Genomic DNA, 17772 nt, shown 5'->3' with positions numbered 1-17772 from the left:
GCGCTTGAGGAGACACACCATGAAAAAGATGAAACTGGTAATGGTCGGCAACGGCATGGCCGGGGTCCGTACCCTGGAAGAGTTGCTGAAGATCGCGCCCGATATGTACGACATCACGGTGTTCGGCGCCGAGCCCTATGCCAATTACAATCGCATCCTGCTGTCGCCGGTGCTGGCGGGCGAGCAGACCATCCAGGACATCATGCTCAACGATGTCGACTGGTACGCCGAGCACGGCATCACGCTGCACCTGAACCAGACCATCACCCGCATCGACCGCGCCAAGCGCCAGGTGATGACCGCCGACGGCATGCTGGCGGAGTACGACCGGCTGTTGCTGGCAACCGGTTCCAATCCGTTCATGCTGCCGGTGCCGGGCAAGGATTTGCAGGGCGTGATTTCGTACCGCGACATCAAGGATACCAATGCCATGATTGCCGCCGCCGGTCAGCACCGGCAGGCCATCGTGATCGGCGGCGGCCTGCTCGGACTGGAAGCCGCCAACGGCTTGAAACTGCGCGGCATGGAAGTGCACGTGGTGCACCTGCCCGGCTGGCTGATGGAGCGCCAGCTGGACCCGGTGGCCGGCAAGATGCTGCAAAAATCGCTGGAGCAGCGCGGCTTGCAATTTGTGCTGGAGAAAAATACCGAAGCGCTGATCGGCGATGAAAACAATCACGTCAAGGCGATCCGCTTCACCGATGGCAGCGAACTGCCGGCCCAACTGGTGGTGATGGCGGTCGGCATCCGGCCCAACACGGCATTGGCCGAATCGGCGCATCTGTATTGCAACCGCGGGATCGTCGTCAGCGACACCATGCAGACTTACGACCCTCGGATTTACGCCGTTGGCGAATGCGTCAATCATCGCGGCAATGTGTACGGCCTGGTCGCGCCGCTGTTCGAAATGGCCAAGGTTTGCGCCAATCACCTGGCCAGTTTCGGCATCGGCCGCTACCTGGGATCGGTCACCTCGACCAAACTGAAAGTCACCGGGATCGACCTGTTCTCGGCCGGTGAATTCATGGGCGGCGAGGGCGTCGAGGAAATCGTTTTGTCCGACCCGTTAGGCGGCGTCTACAAAAAGCTGGTGATCAAGGACGACAAGCTGATCGGCGCCTGCCTGTACGGCGACACGGTGGATGGCAGCTGGTATTTCAAGCTGCTGCGCGAGGGCAAGGACATCGCAGAAATCCGCGACAGCCTGATGTTCGGCGAAGCCAACACCAGCCGTCCCGGCGATGTCGGTCACGAAGGCCATACCCGTGCCGCGGCGATGCCGGACTCGGCCGAGGTCTGCGGTTGCAATGGCGTCTGCAAGGGCAGTATCGTCAAGGCGATCAAGGAAAAGGGTTTGTTCACGCTGGAGGACGTGCGCAAGCACACCAAGGCATCCGCCTCCTGCGGCTCCTGCACCGGGCTGGTCGAACAAATCATCATGTTCACCGCCGGCGGCGATTATTCGGCAACCACCAAGGCCAAGCCGATGTGCGGCTGCACCGATCACACGCACCAGGAAGTGCGCGACGCGATCCGCGTCAACAAGTTGTTGAGCATCGCCGCCACCATGGAGTTTCTCAACTGGCGCGCGCCGAACGGCTGCCCAAGCTGCCGCCCGGCGCTGAACTATTACCTGACCTCGACCTGGCCGCATCAGGCACTGGACGACCCGCAATCGCGCGCGATCAACGAACGCGCCCACGCCAACATCCAGAAGGACGGCACTTACTCGGTGATACCGCGCATGTGGGCCGGCGAAACCAATGCGTCCGAGTTGCGCCGCATCGCCGATGTGGTCGATAAATATCAGATCCCGACCGTCAAGGTGACCGGCGGCCAGCGCATCGACTTGCTCGGCGTCAAAAAAGAAGATCTGACAGCGGTCTGGAAAGACCTCGACATGCCTTCCGGCCACGCCTATGCGAAAGCCTTGCGCACCGTGAAAACCTGCGTCGGCAGCGAGTGGTGCCGCTTCGGCACACAGGATTCGACGCGGATGGGGCATGAGCTGGAGCGCGCCTTGTGGCGCATGTACGCGCCGCACAAGGTCAAGATCGCGGTCTCCGGTTGTCCGCGCAATTGTGCCGAAGCCGGGATCAAGGATGTCGGCGTGATCGGGGTCGATTCCGGCTGGGAGATTTACGTCGGCGGCAACGGCGGCATCAAGACCGAAGTGGCGCAATTTTTCGTCAAATGCAAAACCCACGAAGAAGTGCTGGAGATTGCCGGCGCCTTCCTGCAGCTGTATCGCGAGCAAGGCTGGTATCTGGAACGCACCGTGCATTACATCGCCCGGGTCGGACTGGACTATGTGAAGCAGCAAGTGCTGGAAGATGCGGGCAAGCGGCGCGAGCTGTATGAGCGGCTGTTGTTCGCGCTGGAAGGGGAGCCCGACCCGTGGCATGAGTCGGCCAAGGCACAGGTCGATGAGCGGCAGTTCAAGGCGCTATCAATTTAAGAGTCGCGCCGTGGTAGGTCGGAAAAGCGCAGCGCCTTCCGACGGCGAGAATCGCATCAGCTGGTCAAGCCCTTGGCCTTTTCCGGCGGTACGCAAAACGTCGGAAGGCGCTGCGCTTTTCCGACCTACGATACCGGCAAATGGAGAGAACGAAAATGAGCCAATACTGGAAACCGATTTGCAATTTAAGCGACATCCCGCTGCTGGGCGCCAGAGTGGTCAAGCGCAGCGATGACCGGCAGGCGGTGCCCGATGTCGCGATTTTCCGTGGCGGCGACGAGCAGGTCTTTGCGCTGCTCGATCGCTGTCCGCACAAGGGCGGTCCGTTGTCGCAGGGGATGGTGTTCGGCGATCGGGTCGCCTGTCCGCTGCACAACTGGCACATCCAGCTGGACTCGGGTTGTGCGGTGGCGCCGGATGATGGCTGCGTGCGGCGTTTCAGCGTCAAGGTCGAAGACGGCCAGGTGTATCTCGATATGAACGAACTGGCCGTTGCGATTTAAAGCGTCATCAAAATGAACCCGCCGCGCCACGAAACCAAAGCCACCTGCTGCTATTGCGGCGTCGGCTGCGGCGTCATCATCGAGACTGACGGCCAGCAGGTGACCGGCGTCCGCGGCGACCCTGACCACCCGGCGAATTTCGGCCGTCTGTGCAGCAAGGGCAGCACCTTGCATTTGACCGCGCAGCCGCTGCTGCAACAGCAGGTGCGCGCGTTGCAGCCCGAGATGCGCACAGATCGCAACCAGCCGCGTCGCAACGCCAGCTGGGATGCGACCTTGGCCTATATGGCCGAGCGCTTTGCCGACACCATCGCCCGCCATGGGCCGGATAGCGTGGCTTTTTATGTCTCGGGACAAATGCTGACCGAGGATTACTACGTCTTCAACAAGCTCGCCAAGGGCTTGATCGGCACCAATAACATCGACACCAACTCGCGCCTGTGCATGTCGAGCGCGGTGGCCGGATACAAGCGCACGCTGGGCGCCGATGCGCCGCCGACCTGTTATGAGGACATCGATCATGCGCAGGTGATTTTCATCGTCGGTTCCAATACCGCGTTCGCGCATCCGATCCTGTATCGCCGCATCGAGGATGCGCGCAAAAATAATCCTGAGCTGAAAATCATCGTCGCCGATCCGCGCCGCACCGATACCGCGCGCGAGGCCGACCTGTTTTTGGCTATCCTGCCGGGCACCGATGTCGCGCTGTTCAACGGCATGTTGCATATCTGCCTGTGGGAAGAGTTGACCGACAGCGCTTACATCGCCGCGCACACCGAAGGCTTCGCCGAACTGAAGCAGACCGTGCGCGACTACACGCCGGCCTATGTCAGCGCCGTTTGCGGGATCCCGCAAGCCGACCTGATGCAGGCCGCGCGCTGGTTCGGCGCATCGAAGGCGACGCTGTCGCTGTATTGCCAGGGCTTGAATCAATCGGCTTCCGGCACCGACAAGAACGTGGCCTTGATCAACCTGCATCTGGCCACGCACCAGATCGGCAAGCCAGGCGCCGGCCCGTTTTCGCTGACCGGACAACCGAACGCGATGGGCGGCCGCGAAGTGGGCGGCATGGCGAATCTGTTGTCGGCGCATCGCGACCTCGGCAATCCGCAGCATCGGGCCGAAGTGGCGGCATTGTGGGATCTGCCATCGGTGCCGAGCCAGCCGGGCAAGACCGCTGTGGAATTATTCGAGGCGGTGCGGCAGGGGCAAATCAAAATCATCTGGATCGCCTGCACCAACCCGGCGCAATCGATGCCGGACCAAAAGCTGATTCGCGAAGCCTTGCGCACGGCCGAGCTGGTGATCGTGCAGGAAGCCTATACCAGCACCGCGACAGTCGCCTATGCCGACATCCTGCTGCCGGCCACCGCCTGGAGCGAGAAAGAGGGCACGGTGACCAATTCGGAGCGGCGCATCACGCGCTTCAAGCCGGCCCTGCCGCCGCCCGGGCAGACGCGCCACGACTGGCGGATTGCGGTCGATTTTGCGCACGCGCTGGAAGCGCGCATCGGTTGCAACACGCTCAGCGGCAGCACGCTGTTTCCATATGACTCGGTGGAACAAATCTGGAATGAACATCGCGCCTCGACCCGCGGCCGCGACCTGGACATCAGCGGCTTGTCGTTCGCGCTGCTGGAGCAGCGGGGGCCGCAGCAATGGCCGTTTCCGGAGGGCGCCAGCAGCGGCCGCAAACGCCTGTACCAAGACGGAAGATTTCCGACCGCCAGCGGCCGCGCCAAATTCGTCAACGTCGCCTATCAAGCGGTGGCGGAGCCTATCGATGTCCGTTATCCGTTCGCGCTGACCACCGGACGTCTGCGCGATCAATGGCATGGCATGAGCCGCACCGGCACCGTCGCCCAATTGTTTTCGCATGCCGGCGAACCGGCCGTGATGATGAATCCCGGGGATATGCAGCGACGCTTTTTGACTGCGGGCGATCTGGTGCATGTGACCAGCCGGCGCGGCACGCAGATTTTGCCGGTGCAGACCGGCGACGACATGCGCAGCGGGCAGGTTTTTATCGCGATGCATTGGGGCGAGGAATATTTGTCCGGCCGCGGCCCGCGCCAGAATCCGGATGACGCCTGCTACGGCGTCAATGCGATGACCAATCCCGCGTTCTGTCCCAGCTCTTTTCAGCCGGAACTGAAGCATGCCGCGGTCAAGGTGTTGAAGGCCGAACTGCCGTGGCGCTTCCTGGTGTTTGCCTGGATCGACGAGGCTGCGGTGTTGGCTTTGCAAGCGGCATTGCGGCCCTTCATGCGCAACTTTGCTTACGCCAGCTGCACGCTGTTTGGACGCAGTGGGAGCGGGGTCGGGGTGCTGCTGCGCGCCGCGGATGATGCGGCCGCAGCGCCGCAATTGCTGCAGCAGATTGAAGCCATGTTCGACATCGAGGGGCCGCACATTTTGCGCTACGACGACCGGCGGCGCGGCCATGCGCGCCATATCAAATTGAACGGCGACCGGCTCGAAGCAGTGGCCTTGAGCGGCGACACCAGTGCCGAGCTGTGGCTGAAACCATATCTGGAGGCCGGGCAGTCGGTGCTGGGTCTGGGCCGTCGCTTGCTGATGCCGTCCGCCAAACCGCCGGCCGGCGTGCAATCGCGCGGACGCATCGTCTGCAACTGCCTGAATGTGGCCGAGAGTGAAATCCGCCAGGTGCTGGCGAATGCGGCTGCGGCGCCGGAGGAGCGCCTGGCGCTGTTGCAGCGGCAGCTTAAATGCGGCACCAATTGCGGCTCTTGCGTGCCGGAATTGAAGCGGATGGTGTTGCAGCCGATGCCGGCAGTTTAGTGTCTTGATGCCTCGGCGCATTGTAAAATGCGCGGCAAATGAGTACTCCCGCATCTTTCCCTGACGCCAGTTCGTCTGCGTCTTTTCTTGAAGCTATTGATTGGCAGCGACCCTGGCTGGCGCCGTTCCGGGCGCTTGGCCGGCAGTTGAGCGCGGCTGCCGACTGGCGGCTGGCGTTGAATGCCGCGGCGATGGCGGGTGACATCCGCAACCATCAGGACTTGCCTATCCGTTTCGTGGCGCAGGCTGAATTGCCTGCGGCTACCGCCTATGAGGCGTTCATCAGCAGCAGCGGCCAAGTGCCGACCCGCGACAATCTTCACGATTTTTTGAACGCGCTGGTATGGCTGTCATTTCCCGCCATCAAAGCCTGCCTGAATGCGTTGCAAGCAGCTGAACTGGCGCGCGCCGGGACGCTGTCCGGCAGCAGCAAGCCGCGCGGCGCGGCGCGCGATGCGGCCACCATCTTCGACGAGAACGCGGCGCTGCTGGTGGTGCGTGATAATCCAAGCGGACAAAATTTGATCGCCGCGCTGCGCAATCATCAATGGCAGCAGGCATTCATCGAACAGCGCCGCGCTTTTGACTGCGACGCCGAAGTCTGGCTGTTCGGCCATGCGTTGATGGAAAAGCTGGTGCGGCCGTACAAAGCCATTACTGCGCATGCGCTGGTGCTGTTCGCGCCGGAGCCATTCTTTGCGCTGGAGCAGGATGCCAAACGCGCTTGGATCGATAGTCAGATAGCTGCCGACCTGATGCGACATGGCTCGGTGATAGGGCGCTTGACGCCGTTGCCGGTGCTGGGGGTGCCGGGCTGGAGCGCTGATCAGGATGCCGATTTTTATGCGGACGCCGCGGTCTTCCGGCCGAAGCGAAGCGTAGCCGCCTGATAAAATCCGGAACTCTCTTTTACCAACGAGCCCAGTATGCAATTCATCGACAAAGCCATCACCGATTTCGATAACGCCTTGCGCGTGATTGCCGGCGTTGCCTCGGCCTCGCGCCCGAATCCGGCTGCCAAGGCCGCCGACGGCGCGCTGGACGCGGCCGAGCAGCGCCGCAGCGCCGGCCTGATGCGGGTCAATCATGTCGGTGAAGTTTGCGCGCAGGCGCTTTATGATGCGCAGGGCCGGTTTGCGCAGGGCGATCCGATCAAGCAGCAATTTGCCGCAGCCGGCCGCGAGGAAGAGGATCATTTGGCCTGGACCGCAGAACGCTTGCGCGAGCTGGGTTCTCGCGTCAGCTTGCTGAACCCGCTGTGGTATGCCGGTTCCTATGCGCTGGGGACCTTGGCGGCCCGGCTCGGCGATGCGCGCAGTCTGGGGTTTGTCGCAGAAACCGAACGTCAGGTCGAAGCGCATTTGACCAGCCATCTGCAGCAGCTGCCGCCGCAAGACGCCAAGTCGCGCGCGATTGTCGAGCAAATGCGGGAAGATGAAATCGCGCATGGCGATGCAGCCAAGTCGCTGGGAGCGACAGCCATGCCGCTGCCGGTGCAAAAGACGATGCAGGCGATGTCGAAGGTGATGACGACGGTTGCGTATTACCTCTAATTCCGATCCCCGCTGTAATGGCGGATCGGAACAACTGCTTAAGCCGTTTCCGGTTCTGCCAAATCGTCGACGATTTCAAACGAATGCGTCATTTCAGCTGTTTTTTCCAGCATGATCGATGCCGAGCAGTATTTTTCATGCGATAGCTTGATCGCGCGTTCGACCAGGTTGGGTTTCAGGTTGCGGCCGCGTACCGTGAAGTGGAAGTGGATCTTGGTGAATACCTTGGGGTCTTTTTCGGCCCGTTCCGATTTCAGCGTGACGTCGCAGCCGCGGATATCCTGGCCGCTCTTGCGCAGGATCAGCACCACGTCATAAGCGGTGCAGCCGCCGGTGCCGGCCAGCACCACTTCCATCGGCCGCGGCGCCAGATTGCGGCCGCCGCCATCCGGCGCTCCATCCATCGCCAATACATGACCGGAGCCGGTTTCGGCCAAAAACGTCATGCCGGACAGCCCTGTCCAACGTACTGTGCATTCCATGTGATCTCGCTGGCTGATTAAATGTCGCAATATTCTAACTGCTCTGATCGCTTGCGGTTTGGCTTGGCTATGTTGTTAAACAGGAATTGGGGCGAGCGCCTCGCAATGGCTTTCTGTTATAGGGTTTGTTGCGATGCGGCATTTCATCTCTTGGAGGCGCGCAAATCGTGTTGAAAAGCGATCGCTATTTCTTTTTGAATAGCGCTGTTGTCGAATAGGGAAATGCCAATAGTCACCTTTTGACGACAGCTGGAATTTATATCTTGCGATGCACAAATTTGTTTACTAAGATGGAGGCACTGAGCGCCGAAATTGTTTTGTGGCAATCAAACCATGTCTCCTCCACCCCCTCGATAGGCGTGGATTTAAACCCGAAGCGCTATTTTTTGCTTCGGGTTTCTTTTGTCGGCATTCTTAAAACGTCATTCGCAATCTCGTCAAATTCGCAACAATCCGTAACGCAACACGCAGTTCGACTCAATCAAATTGACGCCAAGTCCTTGAAAAGGCTATAATTTGCGGCTTTTCCGTTTGCTCAGGAAAAGATAACAAGGAAGAGTCTGCCGTTATCGGGCTGCATTTTGGCTGTTGTCGATAGCGCTGGAACCACCAAATTGAGCGAATAAATTTAGTTAGGAAGTCAACATGAAAACTTTTTCCGCTAAGGGCCATGAGGTCAAGCGCGACTGGTTCGTGATTGACGCGACGGACAAAGTCCTCGGACGTGTTGCCAGCGAAGTGGCACTCCGATTGCGCGGCAAACACAAACCGGAATTTACTCCACACGTTGATACCGGCGATTTCATCGTCGTCATCAATGCAGGCAAACTGCGCGTCACTGGCGCCAAGGCAACCGACAAGACGTATTTCCGTCACTCCGGTTATCCAGGCGGCATCTACGAAACAAATTTCCAGAAAATGCAACAGCGTTTTCCAGGTCGTGCGCTGGAAAAAGCGGTCAAGGGCATGCTGCCTAAGGGTCCGCTTGGCTACGCCATGATCAAGAAGCTCAAAGTGTACGCAGATGACAGCCATCCGCACACTGCGCAGCAACCTAAAGCACTCGAAATCTAAGGAACAGACATGATCGGTAACTACAATTACGGAACCGGCCGTCGCAAGAGTGCAGTGGCTCGCGTCTTCATCAAATCTGGCTCCGGCCAAATCGTCGTCAACGGCAAGCCAGCGAATGAATATTTTTCGCGCGAAACCGGTCTGATGGTGATCCGTCAACCACTGGAACTGACCAACCATGTCGAAACTTTCGACATCAAGGTCAACGTCAGCGGCGGCGGCGAGTCCGGCCAGGCTGGTGCAGTTCGCCACGGCATCACTCGTGCTCTGATCGACTACGATGCAACCTTGAAATCGGAACTGTCGAAAGCCGGTTTCGTTACACGTGATGCACGTGAAGTTGAGCGTAAAAAAGTTGGTCTGCGCAAAGCACGTCGCGCAAAACAATTCTCCAAGCGTTAATCTTCGCTTTCGGAATGTCGAAAAGCCGCCAGGTATGCACCTGGCGGCTTTTTGTCCTTCATTCCGGCTTGGATTGGAGGCGATAACTGCGTTGCAAGGCCTTGCCGTACTGGCGTACTGTCTGCGGGCATGCGCCTTGCTCTCACCTCTAAACCGAGCCGGAATGTGGCGATTTTGAGCTGGCGGTAACTATTCGCCGGCTAAAAATCGCCGGCTAAAATAATTGGTTCCAGTGCGCAACTTGTTCTTCTGTTGAATGTCAATTAGCCGCACGGTTTTCATGCAAGGAAAAGAAATGATCAAAGTCGGAATAGTGGGTGGTACGGGCTACACCGGAGTCGAGTTGTTGCGCTTGCTGGCAACGCATCCGCATGTGCAGCTGGAGGCGGTGACCTCGCGCAAGGAAGATGGGATGCCGATTGCGGACATGTATCCATCGTTGCGCGGACGCGTTTCGCTGGCATTTTCGGCCCCCGAGAAGGCGCAGCTGACCGCGTGCGACGTGGTGTTCTTTGCAACGCCGCATGGCGTCGCGATGGCGCAAGCGCCTGAGCTGCTCGCGGCCGGCGTTAAAGTCATCGATCTGGCTGCGGATTTCCGCCTGCAAGACACTGCCGCGTTTGAACAGTGGTACAAGCTGCCGCACAGCTGCCCAGAGCTGCTGAAAGAAGCGGCATACGGCTTGGTCGAATTGAATCGCGAGGCGATCAAAAAAGCCCGCATCGTCGGCAACCCCGGCTGCTATCCAACCACCATGCAACTCGGTTTGGCGCCGTTGCTGAAGGCCGGCGTGATTGATGCGTCGCACCTGATTGCCGATTGCAAATCGGGTGTGTCCGGCGCCGGCCGCAAGGCGGAAGTGGCAATGCTGTTCTCGGAAGCCAGCGATAATTTCAAGGCTTACGCCGTGTCCGGTCATCGTCATTCGCCTGAAACGGTGGAGCAGCTGACCAAGCTCACCGATCAAAAGATCGGCCTGTTGTTCACGCCGCATCTGGTGCCGATGATTCGCGGCATGCATTCGACGCTCTACGCGCGTCTGACCAAAGATGTCGATAATGCCGCGCTGCAGGCACTGTTTGAAAACGCTTACGCGCATGAGCCGTTTGTTGATGTGATGCCGTTTGGCTCGCATCCGGAAACCCGCTCGACGCGCAGCTCCAATATGTTGCGGATTGCGCTGCATCGGCCGAACGACGGCGATACCGTGGTCGTGCTGGTGGTTCAGGATAACCTGGTCAAAGGTGCTTCCGGCCAGGCCGTGCAATGCATGAACCTGATGTTCGGACTGGAAGAAACCACCGGGTTGCTGCACGTTCCCGTGCTGCCATGATGATGTCTGTTGGTGAGATGCAGCACGGAGATCTGCCGCGATGAAGTACAAGCTGTGGGTCCGGCGCATGTCTATTTCGGCGCCGAAAATGACCATCAAAAGTCATCTGCCGTGGCCGTTGAAGGCGGTGTTCCTGGCCGTGGTTGTGGGGCTGGGAGGCGCGATCGCGATGTGGGCATACGACCTTGGTCGTGATTTCACCGGTCATAAACCGATCGTGAGCAAACAGCAACTGGCCGATCTGAACACCCAGATTTCGACATTGACGGCCGAGCGCGATGGCTACTTGACCACAGTTAACGCTGCCGAGAGCAAGCTCAATATCGAGCGTGCGATGCAGGGGCAGCTGAGTACGCAAATCAAGGCGCTGGAAACCGAAAATGCTAAATTGAAAGCGGACTTGGCATTTTTCGAAGGATTGTTGCCGAACGCGACCGGCAATCAGGGTATGACGATCCAGCGCCTGAGCGTTGAATTGTTGACGCCGACGCAATTACGTTATCGGATGTTGATCATGCAAGGTGGAAAAGTCGGCAAGGATTTTTCCGGTAATGTGCAGTTGCTGGTAAACGCTACGGTGAACGGCAAAAGCGCTGTTCTTGCTTATCCCGGGCAAAGCTCCGGCGCCAACGACAAGGCGGCGTATCAGTTGGATTTCAAGTATTACCAGCGGGTCGAGGGCGTGTTGACCTTGCCCGATGGCGCGGTTGCCAAAACCATCCAGGCCAAGGTTCTGGAAAAAGGCCAAGTACGCGCACAGCAAACCACTAATTTGTAAAAAGGAAATAGCATGTTCAACCGCAAAGCGAAAAGTACCATCGATAGTCTGATCGGCTTATCGACCAATATCGAAGGCGATGTTCATTTCAAGGGCGGTTTGCGCATTGACGGCCATGTAAAAGGCAACGTGGTTACCGAGCCTGGCCAGGTCAGCGTATTGGTGATTTCCGAGAGCGCCAAGATCGAGGGCGAGGTGCGGGTCGCGCATCTGGTGGTCAATGGCGAGATTGTCGGCAACGTTTATTCGTCCGAACTGCTTGAGCTGCAGCCGAAAGCCCGCATCACCGGCGACGTCAATTACAAAGCGCTGGAAATGCATAGCGGTGCCCTGGTAAGCGGAAAGTTGACCCATGAGCAAAACGTTGTCGAGCCGATGTTGAAACTGGCCATGTCGCAATCCGCGTAACAGAGTGTGCGCATCGCCAGATGCGCTGCATGATTCCGGGCTAGCGCCTATAATGCAATATTGTATGTCCCCCGCAGGAGCCAAAAATGAATGCTGTCGCTGAAATGCAAGATGTTGTCGCATCCCCCATCGTTTTTACCGATAGTGCTGCCGCGAAAGTGGCGCAGTTGATCGAAGAAGAAGGCAATCCCGATCTCAAATTGCGCGTTTTCGTGCAAGGCGGTGGTTGTTCCGGTTTCCAGTACGGATTCACCTTCGACGAAATCGTCAATGAAGACGACACCACCATGACCAAGAACGGCGTTCAGCTGTTGATCGACTCGATGAGCTATCAATATCTGGTCGGTGCCGAAATCGACTACAAGGACGACCTGGAAGGCGCTCAATTCGTGATCAAGAATCCGAATGCAACGACTACCTGTGGTTGCGGCTCGTCATTCTCGGCCTGATTTACAAAGCTTAAAAAAAAGACGCCTGGGAGAAATCCCAGGCGTCTTTTTTTGTTGCGGGCTTATATGTTGTGACCAACTATCTAATTAGTTGGGGACAGAGTAATTCGCTACGCTGCGGTGGTTTTTAAACTCTGTCCCGCAATGAGTGTAAATCAGCCTGCCGGATACAACGCCCCCAAAATCCGTAACCCGCTAGCGCCGGTCACCAGCGGCAGGTTGCCCGGCAGTCGCTGATCGAAGCGCTGCGCCAGCCATGCAAATGCCACCGCTTCCACATGGTTCGGCGCGATCCCGAGCGCTTCGGTGGATTGCACTGTCGTCACCAGATGATGCCGTTGCAGCGCGTGTGCCAGTTGCTGCATCAGATATGGGTTATAGGCGCCGCCACCGCACACATGCACCGTTTTTACATCAGCAGCATGCTGCGCAATCGCATCCGCGATCGTGCTTGCCGTCAGAACCGCCAGCGTGGCCTGAACATCGGCCGCCGCAACCTGTGGAAAGTGGTCCAGCTTGGCGGCCAGCCAGCTGTCGTGAAACAGGTCGCGCCCCGTGCTCTTGGGTGCCGGCAGCGCAAAGTATACCTCGTTACGCAGCGCTTCCAGCAATGCCGGTGCCGGGCTGCCGCTGGCTGCCCACGCGCCATTTTCATCGTAATCCTTGCCTTGATGGCGCTTGATCCACAGGTCCATCAGCACATTGCCCGGGCCGGTATCGAAACCAACGATGTGGCGGCTCGCGTCAAGTTGGGATTGGCTGTGCAATACGCTGATATTGGCGATGCCGCCGATATTCACTACCACCCGGGTTTGGTCGGGATCGGCGAATACGGCCTGGTGAAATGCCGGCACCAGCGGCGCGCCTTGGCCGCCGGCCGCAATGTCGCGGCTGCGGAAGTCGGCAATCACGTCGATCCCGGTCAGCTCCGCCAGTAGCGCCGGGTTGTTGGCCTGGCGGGTAAAGCCAAGTTCGGGGCGATGGCGGATGGTTTGGCCGTGGACGCCGATGGCGCGCACTTGATCCGGTCGCAAGCCGGCGTCCGCCAGCAAGCGCTCGATGCATGCGGCATAGTGCGACGCCAGTGTATTGGCGACCAATGCCTCGCGTTCGATTTCATTCTGCCCCGCGCTTTGCAGCGCCATCAACTCATTGCGCAGAGAGGCTGAGAACGGGACGTAGGCGGATGCCACGGTGGTTACCGGATGTTGCGCCGGACCGCTTGGAAAGGCTGCAATGACGCCGTCGACACCATCCAGGCTGGTGCCCGACATCAGGCCGATGAACAAGCTGCTATGGGTATTTGCTGTAGTCATAATAAAACCGTTGAGAGATCAGTCAATTCTACAAGGACTGATCCGACAACGGTTTTATTCGATTCTGGAATCAACCATGCGCTTTATCGCGTCATGGTTGATAGCGACACGGGTTATTGAAGTGTCGATTTGCCTGGCAATGCCGCCAGCTTGACGGACGGAGCGGCGGCAGGCGTTGCGGTTGCCTGCAGCAAGGCAAAGCGGTGGGTCATGTCGGCGGCAACCGTGCGGAAGCGTTGCAGATTGGCGCCTGCCAGCGGCTGTGCGGTCGGCACTACTACCGACAGCGGATCGCGCGGCTGGTTGTTGATCCGGAACTCATAGTGCAAGTGCGGGCCGGTAGCCCAGCCGGTCATGCCGACGAAGCCGATCACGTCGCCCTGGCTGACCTTGCTGCCCTTGCGCGAGCTTGGCGCGAAGCGGCTCATATGCGCGTACACGGTTGAATATTTGCCATCGTGCTTGACGATGACGACATTGCCGTAACCGCTCTCGACCCCGGCGAAATCAATCACGCCGTCAGCCGTAGCATGGATTGCGGTGCCCGTTGCAGCGGCGAAATCGACGCCGGTATGCTGTTTCCATTTGCCCAGGATGGGGTGGACCCGCATTGAGAACCCGGAAGAAATCCGGGTAAATACCAGCGGCGATTTCAGGAATGCCTTTTTCAGCGATTTGCCATCGAAGCCGTAATAGCCGCCGCCCTGCGCACTGCCTGGTTCGTCGAACCAGACTGCCTGATATGGCTTGCCGGCATTGACAAACTCGCCGGCCAGAATACGGCCGGCGCGCACAAACTGACCGTTTTGCCAGAACGTCTCATAGGCCACATTGAAATGGTCGCCGCGATGCAGGTCGGAAGCAAAATTGATGTTGGTGCTGAACATTTCAATGATTTGCGAGGCCACGCTATCCGGGATTTCGGCGGCATCGGTGGCGGCAAACAGCGACGAGCGAATCACGCCGGCATGCATTTCGACGCGTCTTTCCAGTGCGACGGGTTCTTCCGAGGCACTGAATTTGTCGCCATCGCGGCGGATCAGCAGGTTTTTGGGAGCGCCGTCGCGGCCGTCGGAAATTGTCGCGCGCAACAACTGCAGTTCGCCGTCGTTGCTGGTTTGCGCTTGTACGGTAGTGCCGGCCTTGAGCCGCAAGACGCCGCGCGCGGTACTGTCGGATTTGATGAAGCCGGCAGCGCTGTCGTCATCGACGCCTAGCCGGGTCAGCAACGCCGCCAGGGTATCGCCGGCGCGCATTTTTTCTTCAGCGACGTACAGCTGATTTTGCGCTTCAAGCTGGGCGATTTGCTGGCTGAGGCTAGGCAGTTCCAACTCTTCGGAAATGGCTCTGACAGGGATGTCGGCCGAATCCATTGGCATTGGCACCACTCCGGAAGCGCCGACGGCGCACAGAGTGAGTAACAGCGAAGCGGCGGAAACGATACGGGTTTTACGTGAAGAGCCGGTCAACAGCTTAATAAAGCTGGGACGGAAGTTCATGAATTTATCTTTTAGGGACATGCAATACGTTAAAATTTGCCGTTTTCTATCGATTTTCTACCGATTCTTTTGCTGTTGCTGTAATGAACGACTCGCGGCGGGATTAAAAGGATCACGGATTATAACAGACGCCCGCGTGCCTCTTTTTTTTGCACGCGGTGGGCTCCGGGCGCCGCTCAGGGTGTACCTGCGGCGCACACGCGGCGCGGCTATTTTTTAAGATTTTATTTTCGCTAGGCATATGGCTCTCCTTCCTCAAAACGCACCAAAGACGGCAGCGGAAACTGCTGCTGAAAACACCCCTCTGATCCTGTCGGACCGCGTCCAGGAGGCGTTGGCAATCACCAAGCGCGGCGTCGACGAGTTGCTGATCGAGAGTGACTTCGTGCGCAAGCTGCAGCGCTCCGAACAAACCGGCAAACCGCTGCGCATCAAGCTCGGGCTGGACCCGACCGCGCCTGATCTGCACTTGGGCCACACGGTGGTGCTGAACAAGATGCGCCAGTTGCAGGACCTCGGCCACAACGTGATCTTTTTGATCGGCGACTTTACCTCGATGATCGGCGATCCGTCCGGGCGCAATATCACCCGTCCGCCGCTGACGCGCGAGCAGATCGAGGAAAACGCCAAAACCTATTTTGCGCAAGCCAGCCTGGTGCTGGACCCGGCGCGTACCGAAATCCGTTACAACTCCGAATGGTCGGATAAGCTCGGCGCGCGCGGCATGATCGAGTTGTCGGCCAAATACACCGTGGCGCGGATCCTGGAGCGCGAAGATTTCACCAAGCGCTACAAAGCCGGCACGCCGATTTCGGTGCATGAATTGCTGTACCCGCTGATGCAAGGCTACGACTCGGTGGCGCTGGAATCCGATCTGGAGTTGGGCGGCACCGATCAGAAATTCAATCTTCTGGTCGGCCGCGAACTGCAGAAGGATTATGGCCAGGAGCCGCAGTGCATACTCACCATGCCGTTGCTGGAAGGGCTGGACGGGGTCGAGAAAATGTCGAAGTCGAAGGGCAATTACATCGGCATTACCGAACCGGCCAACACCATGTTTGCCAAGGTCATGAGTATTTCCGACGTCATGATGTGGCGCTATTACGAGCTGCTGTCGTTCCAGTCGCTGGCGACGATTGCCGGCTTCAAGGCGCAGGTCGCTGAAGGTCAGAATCCGCGCGACATCAAGGTCGCGCTGGCGCAGGAAATCGTGGCGCGTTTCCACTCCCGCCAGGCGGCCGACGATGCGTTGGCCGATTTCAATAACCGCGCCAAAGGCGGCATCCCGGACGACATCCCGGAACTGGCTTTGACTGGTGCTCCGCTGGGTATCGGCCAATTGCTGAAGCAAGCCAATCTGTGCCCATCCACTTCGGAAGCGTTGCGCATGGTGGAGCAAGGCGGGGTGCGGATCGATGGCGGGGTGGTCAGCGACAAAGCTTTGAAAGTCGACTCCGGCACCTTCGTGGTGCAGGTCGGCAAGCGCAAGTTTGCACGCGTCACGCTGGCATAGGCGATCCGGACGTGATTGCGTTATTGCAGCGGGTCAGCCACGCCAGCGTGGTGGTGGAAGGTGCGACGGTCGGCGCGATTGATGCCGGCTTGATGGTGCTGCTGTGCGCCGAGCGCGGCGATCGCGAGCGGGAGGCCGATGCCTTGCTGGCCAAACTGCTCGGCTATCGCGTGTTTGCCGACGATGCCGGCAAGATGAATCGCAGCCTGGTCGATGTCGGCGGCGGCCTGCTGCTGGTGCCGCAATTCACGTTGGCGGCGGACACCTGCTCCGGCACCCGGCCATCGTTCACGCCGGCTGCCGCACCGGAGGACGGGCGTCGCCTGTTCGACTATTTTGCCGGGCAAGCCACCGCCAAGTATCCGCAAGTCGCCACCGGCCGCTTTGGCGCCGATATGAAAGTGTCGCTGACCAATGACGGTCCGGTGACTTTCTGGCTGCAGGTGAAACCGCCTGCAGTCAGCTCACAGTGAGATTTTGAATAGGCTCTAAAAAGACTTAGGCGTAATCTGGCACATCCAACCCTATCGACAGGAGACTGAGATGCAACTCTGGAGTCATTCTTTCAATGATGGCGGCTACATTCCCGGCGAGTATGCGTTCGCGGTGTTTAATCCCGAGACGCATGTGACACTGTCCGAAAACCACAATCCGCATGTGGGATGGGGCGACCCGCCGGCCGGTACCCAATCGCTGGTCTTGATTTGCCACGATCCCGACGTGCCGTCGCGCGGCGACGATGTCAACCAGGAAGGAAAAACAGTGCCGGCCGATTTGCCGCGCGTCGATTTTTTCCATTGGTTATTGATTGATCTGCCGCCGCATGCCGCCACGATTGAAGCCGGGACGGTCAGCGACCGGGTCGTATCGCGCGGCAAGTCCGGCCCGGAGATTGAAAACACTTCCTTTCCAGGCGCCCGTCACGGCCTGAACGATTACACCGGGTGGTTTGCCGACGATGCGGCGATGAGCGGAGATTATTTCGGCTATGACGGCCCGTGTCCGCCATGGAATGACGAAGTCGTGCATCGCTATGTTTTTACGCTGTATGCGCTGGACATCGGGCGGCTGCCGGTTGAAGGCAAATTCAACGGTCCGCAGGTATTGGCGGCAATGCGCGGACATATCCTGGCTGAAGCGGCTATCGTCGGCATTTACACTTTGAACCCGCAACTAATCACTTATTGAGTCCGGTACCAATA

The 17772-nt window shown here is 58.8% G+C and carries 17 protein-coding genes; 14 read left to right on the top strand and 3 right to left on the bottom strand.

Annotated elements, in window-relative coordinates:
• Positions 1 to 19 precede the first annotated feature (19 nt).
• The 5 genes from nirB (at position 20) to coq7 (ending at position 7316) form a co-directional block, all read left to right on the top strand.
• Entirely contained in the window at positions 20 to 2458 is a 2439-nt protein-coding gene (gene nirB, locus ACFPM8_RS21385) for a nitrite reductase large subunit NirB (RefSeq protein ID WP_379000804.1), read from the top strand.
• Positions 2459 to 2613: 155 nt separating this feature from the next.
• Positions 2614 to 2961 (top strand): nitrite reductase small subunit NirD, encoded by a 348-nt coding sequence (nirD, locus tag ACFPM8_RS21380; protein ID WP_379000802.1) that lies wholly within the window; start codon positions 2614 to 2616, stop codon positions 2959 to 2961.
• Between the two features lie 12 nt (positions 2962 to 2973).
• Complete coding sequence (locus tag ACFPM8_RS21375; RefSeq protein WP_379000800.1) at positions 2974 to 5763, top strand: nitrate reductase; 2790 nt, start codon at positions 2974 to 2976, stop codon at positions 5761 to 5763.
• 38 nt (positions 5764 to 5801) lie between these two features.
• A complete protein-coding gene (locus tag ACFPM8_RS21370) occupies positions 5802 to 6653 on the top strand; it encodes a DUF3025 domain-containing protein (RefSeq protein ID WP_379000798.1) in 852 nt (283 codons plus the stop codon).
• Positions 6654 to 6689: 36 nt separating this feature from the next.
• Positions 6690 to 7316, top strand: a complete 627-nt coding sequence (coq7, locus tag ACFPM8_RS21365; RefSeq protein WP_379000796.1) for a 2-polyprenyl-3-methyl-6-methoxy-1,4-benzoquinone monooxygenase — start codon at positions 6690 to 6692, stop codon at positions 7314 to 7316.
• Positions 7317 to 7354: 38 nt separating this feature from the next.
• Here the strand turns inward: coq7 and ACFPM8_RS21360 are convergent, their stop codons facing one another.
• Positions 7355 to 7798 carry an OsmC family protein gene (locus tag ACFPM8_RS21360; RefSeq protein WP_379000794.1) on the bottom strand — a complete coding sequence of 148 codons (444 nt, stop codon included), beginning with the start codon at positions 7796 to 7798 and terminating at the stop codon, positions 7355 to 7357.
• 645 nt (positions 7799 to 8443) lie between these two features.
• Here ACFPM8_RS21360 and rplM point away from each other — a divergent pair.
• The 6 genes from rplM (at position 8444) to erpA (ending at position 12242) form a co-directional block, all read left to right on the top strand.
• Positions 8444 to 8872, top strand: a complete 429-nt coding sequence (rplM, locus tag ACFPM8_RS21355; protein WP_379000792.1) for a 50S ribosomal protein L13 — start codon at positions 8444 to 8446, stop codon at positions 8870 to 8872.
• Between the two features lie 9 nt (positions 8873 to 8881).
• Positions 8882 to 9274 carry a 30S ribosomal protein S9 gene (gene rpsI, locus ACFPM8_RS21350; protein ID WP_061534642.1) on the top strand — a complete coding sequence of 131 codons (393 nt, stop codon included), beginning with the start codon at positions 8882 to 8884 and terminating at the stop codon, positions 9272 to 9274.
• A gap of 295 nt (positions 9275 to 9569) precedes the next feature.
• Positions 9570 to 10607: an N-acetyl-gamma-glutamyl-phosphate reductase gene (gene argC / locus ACFPM8_RS21345; protein WP_379000789.1), complete on the top strand. Its 1038-nt coding sequence runs from the start codon at positions 9570 to 9572 to the stop codon at positions 10605 to 10607.
• Between the two features lie 88 nt (positions 10608 to 10695).
• Positions 10696 to 11385: a DUF6776 family protein gene (locus ACFPM8_RS21340; RefSeq protein WP_379000787.1), complete on the top strand. Its 690-nt coding sequence runs from the start codon at positions 10696 to 10698 to the stop codon at positions 11383 to 11385.
• Positions 11386 to 11397: 12 nt separating this feature from the next.
• Positions 11398 to 11793, top strand: coding sequence for a bactofilin family protein (locus tag ACFPM8_RS21335; protein WP_379000785.1), 396 nt, complete (start codon positions 11398 to 11400; stop codon positions 11791 to 11793).
• Between the two features lie 86 nt (positions 11794 to 11879).
• Entirely contained in the window at positions 11880 to 12242 is a 363-nt protein-coding gene (gene erpA, locus ACFPM8_RS21330; protein ID WP_379000783.1) for an iron-sulfur cluster insertion protein ErpA, read from the top strand.
• Between the two features lie 155 nt (positions 12243 to 12397).
• Here the strand turns inward: erpA and ACFPM8_RS21325 are convergent, their stop codons facing one another.
• Both ACFPM8_RS21325 and ACFPM8_RS21320 read right to left on the bottom strand, forming a co-directional pair.
• Positions 12398 to 13558, bottom strand: coding sequence for an anhydro-N-acetylmuramic acid kinase (locus tag ACFPM8_RS21325; protein ID WP_379000781.1), 1161 nt, complete (start codon positions 13556 to 13558; stop codon positions 12398 to 12400).
• Between the two features lie 113 nt (positions 13559 to 13671).
• The gene (locus ACFPM8_RS21320; protein ID WP_379000779.1) at positions 13672 to 15078 is read right to left on the bottom strand and encodes a peptidoglycan DD-metalloendopeptidase family protein; all 1407 of its coding nucleotides are present in this window, start codon (positions 15076 to 15078) and stop codon (positions 13672 to 13674) included.
• Positions 15079 to 15298: 220 nt separating this feature from the next.
• Between ACFPM8_RS21320 and tyrS the strand changes: the two genes are divergently transcribed.
• The 3 genes from tyrS to ACFPM8_RS21305 all read left to right on the top strand — a co-directional run bounded on the left by tyrS (position 15299) and on the right by ACFPM8_RS21305 (position 17758).
• A complete protein-coding gene (gene tyrS, locus ACFPM8_RS21315; RefSeq protein WP_379000777.1) occupies positions 15299 to 16570 on the top strand; it encodes a tyrosine--tRNA ligase in 1272 nt (423 codons plus the stop codon).
• A gap of 11 nt (positions 16571 to 16581) precedes the next feature.
• Complete coding sequence (gene dtd / locus ACFPM8_RS21310) at positions 16582 to 17043, top strand: D-aminoacyl-tRNA deacylase (protein ID WP_379000775.1); 462 nt, start codon at positions 16582 to 16584, stop codon at positions 17041 to 17043.
• Between the two features lie 70 nt (positions 17044 to 17113).
• Positions 17114 to 17758: a YbhB/YbcL family Raf kinase inhibitor-like protein gene (locus ACFPM8_RS21305; RefSeq protein WP_379000772.1), complete on the top strand. Its 645-nt coding sequence runs from the start codon at positions 17114 to 17116 to the stop codon at positions 17756 to 17758.
• Positions 17759 to 17772 lie beyond the last annotated feature (14 nt).

This window comes from Paraherbaspirillum soli, assembly GCF_042654985.1.
Lineage (GTDB): Bacteria > Pseudomonadota > Gammaproteobacteria > Burkholderiales > Burkholderiaceae_D > Paraherbaspirillum > Paraherbaspirillum soli.
This window is presented reverse-complemented; position numbering and strand designations above follow the sequence as displayed.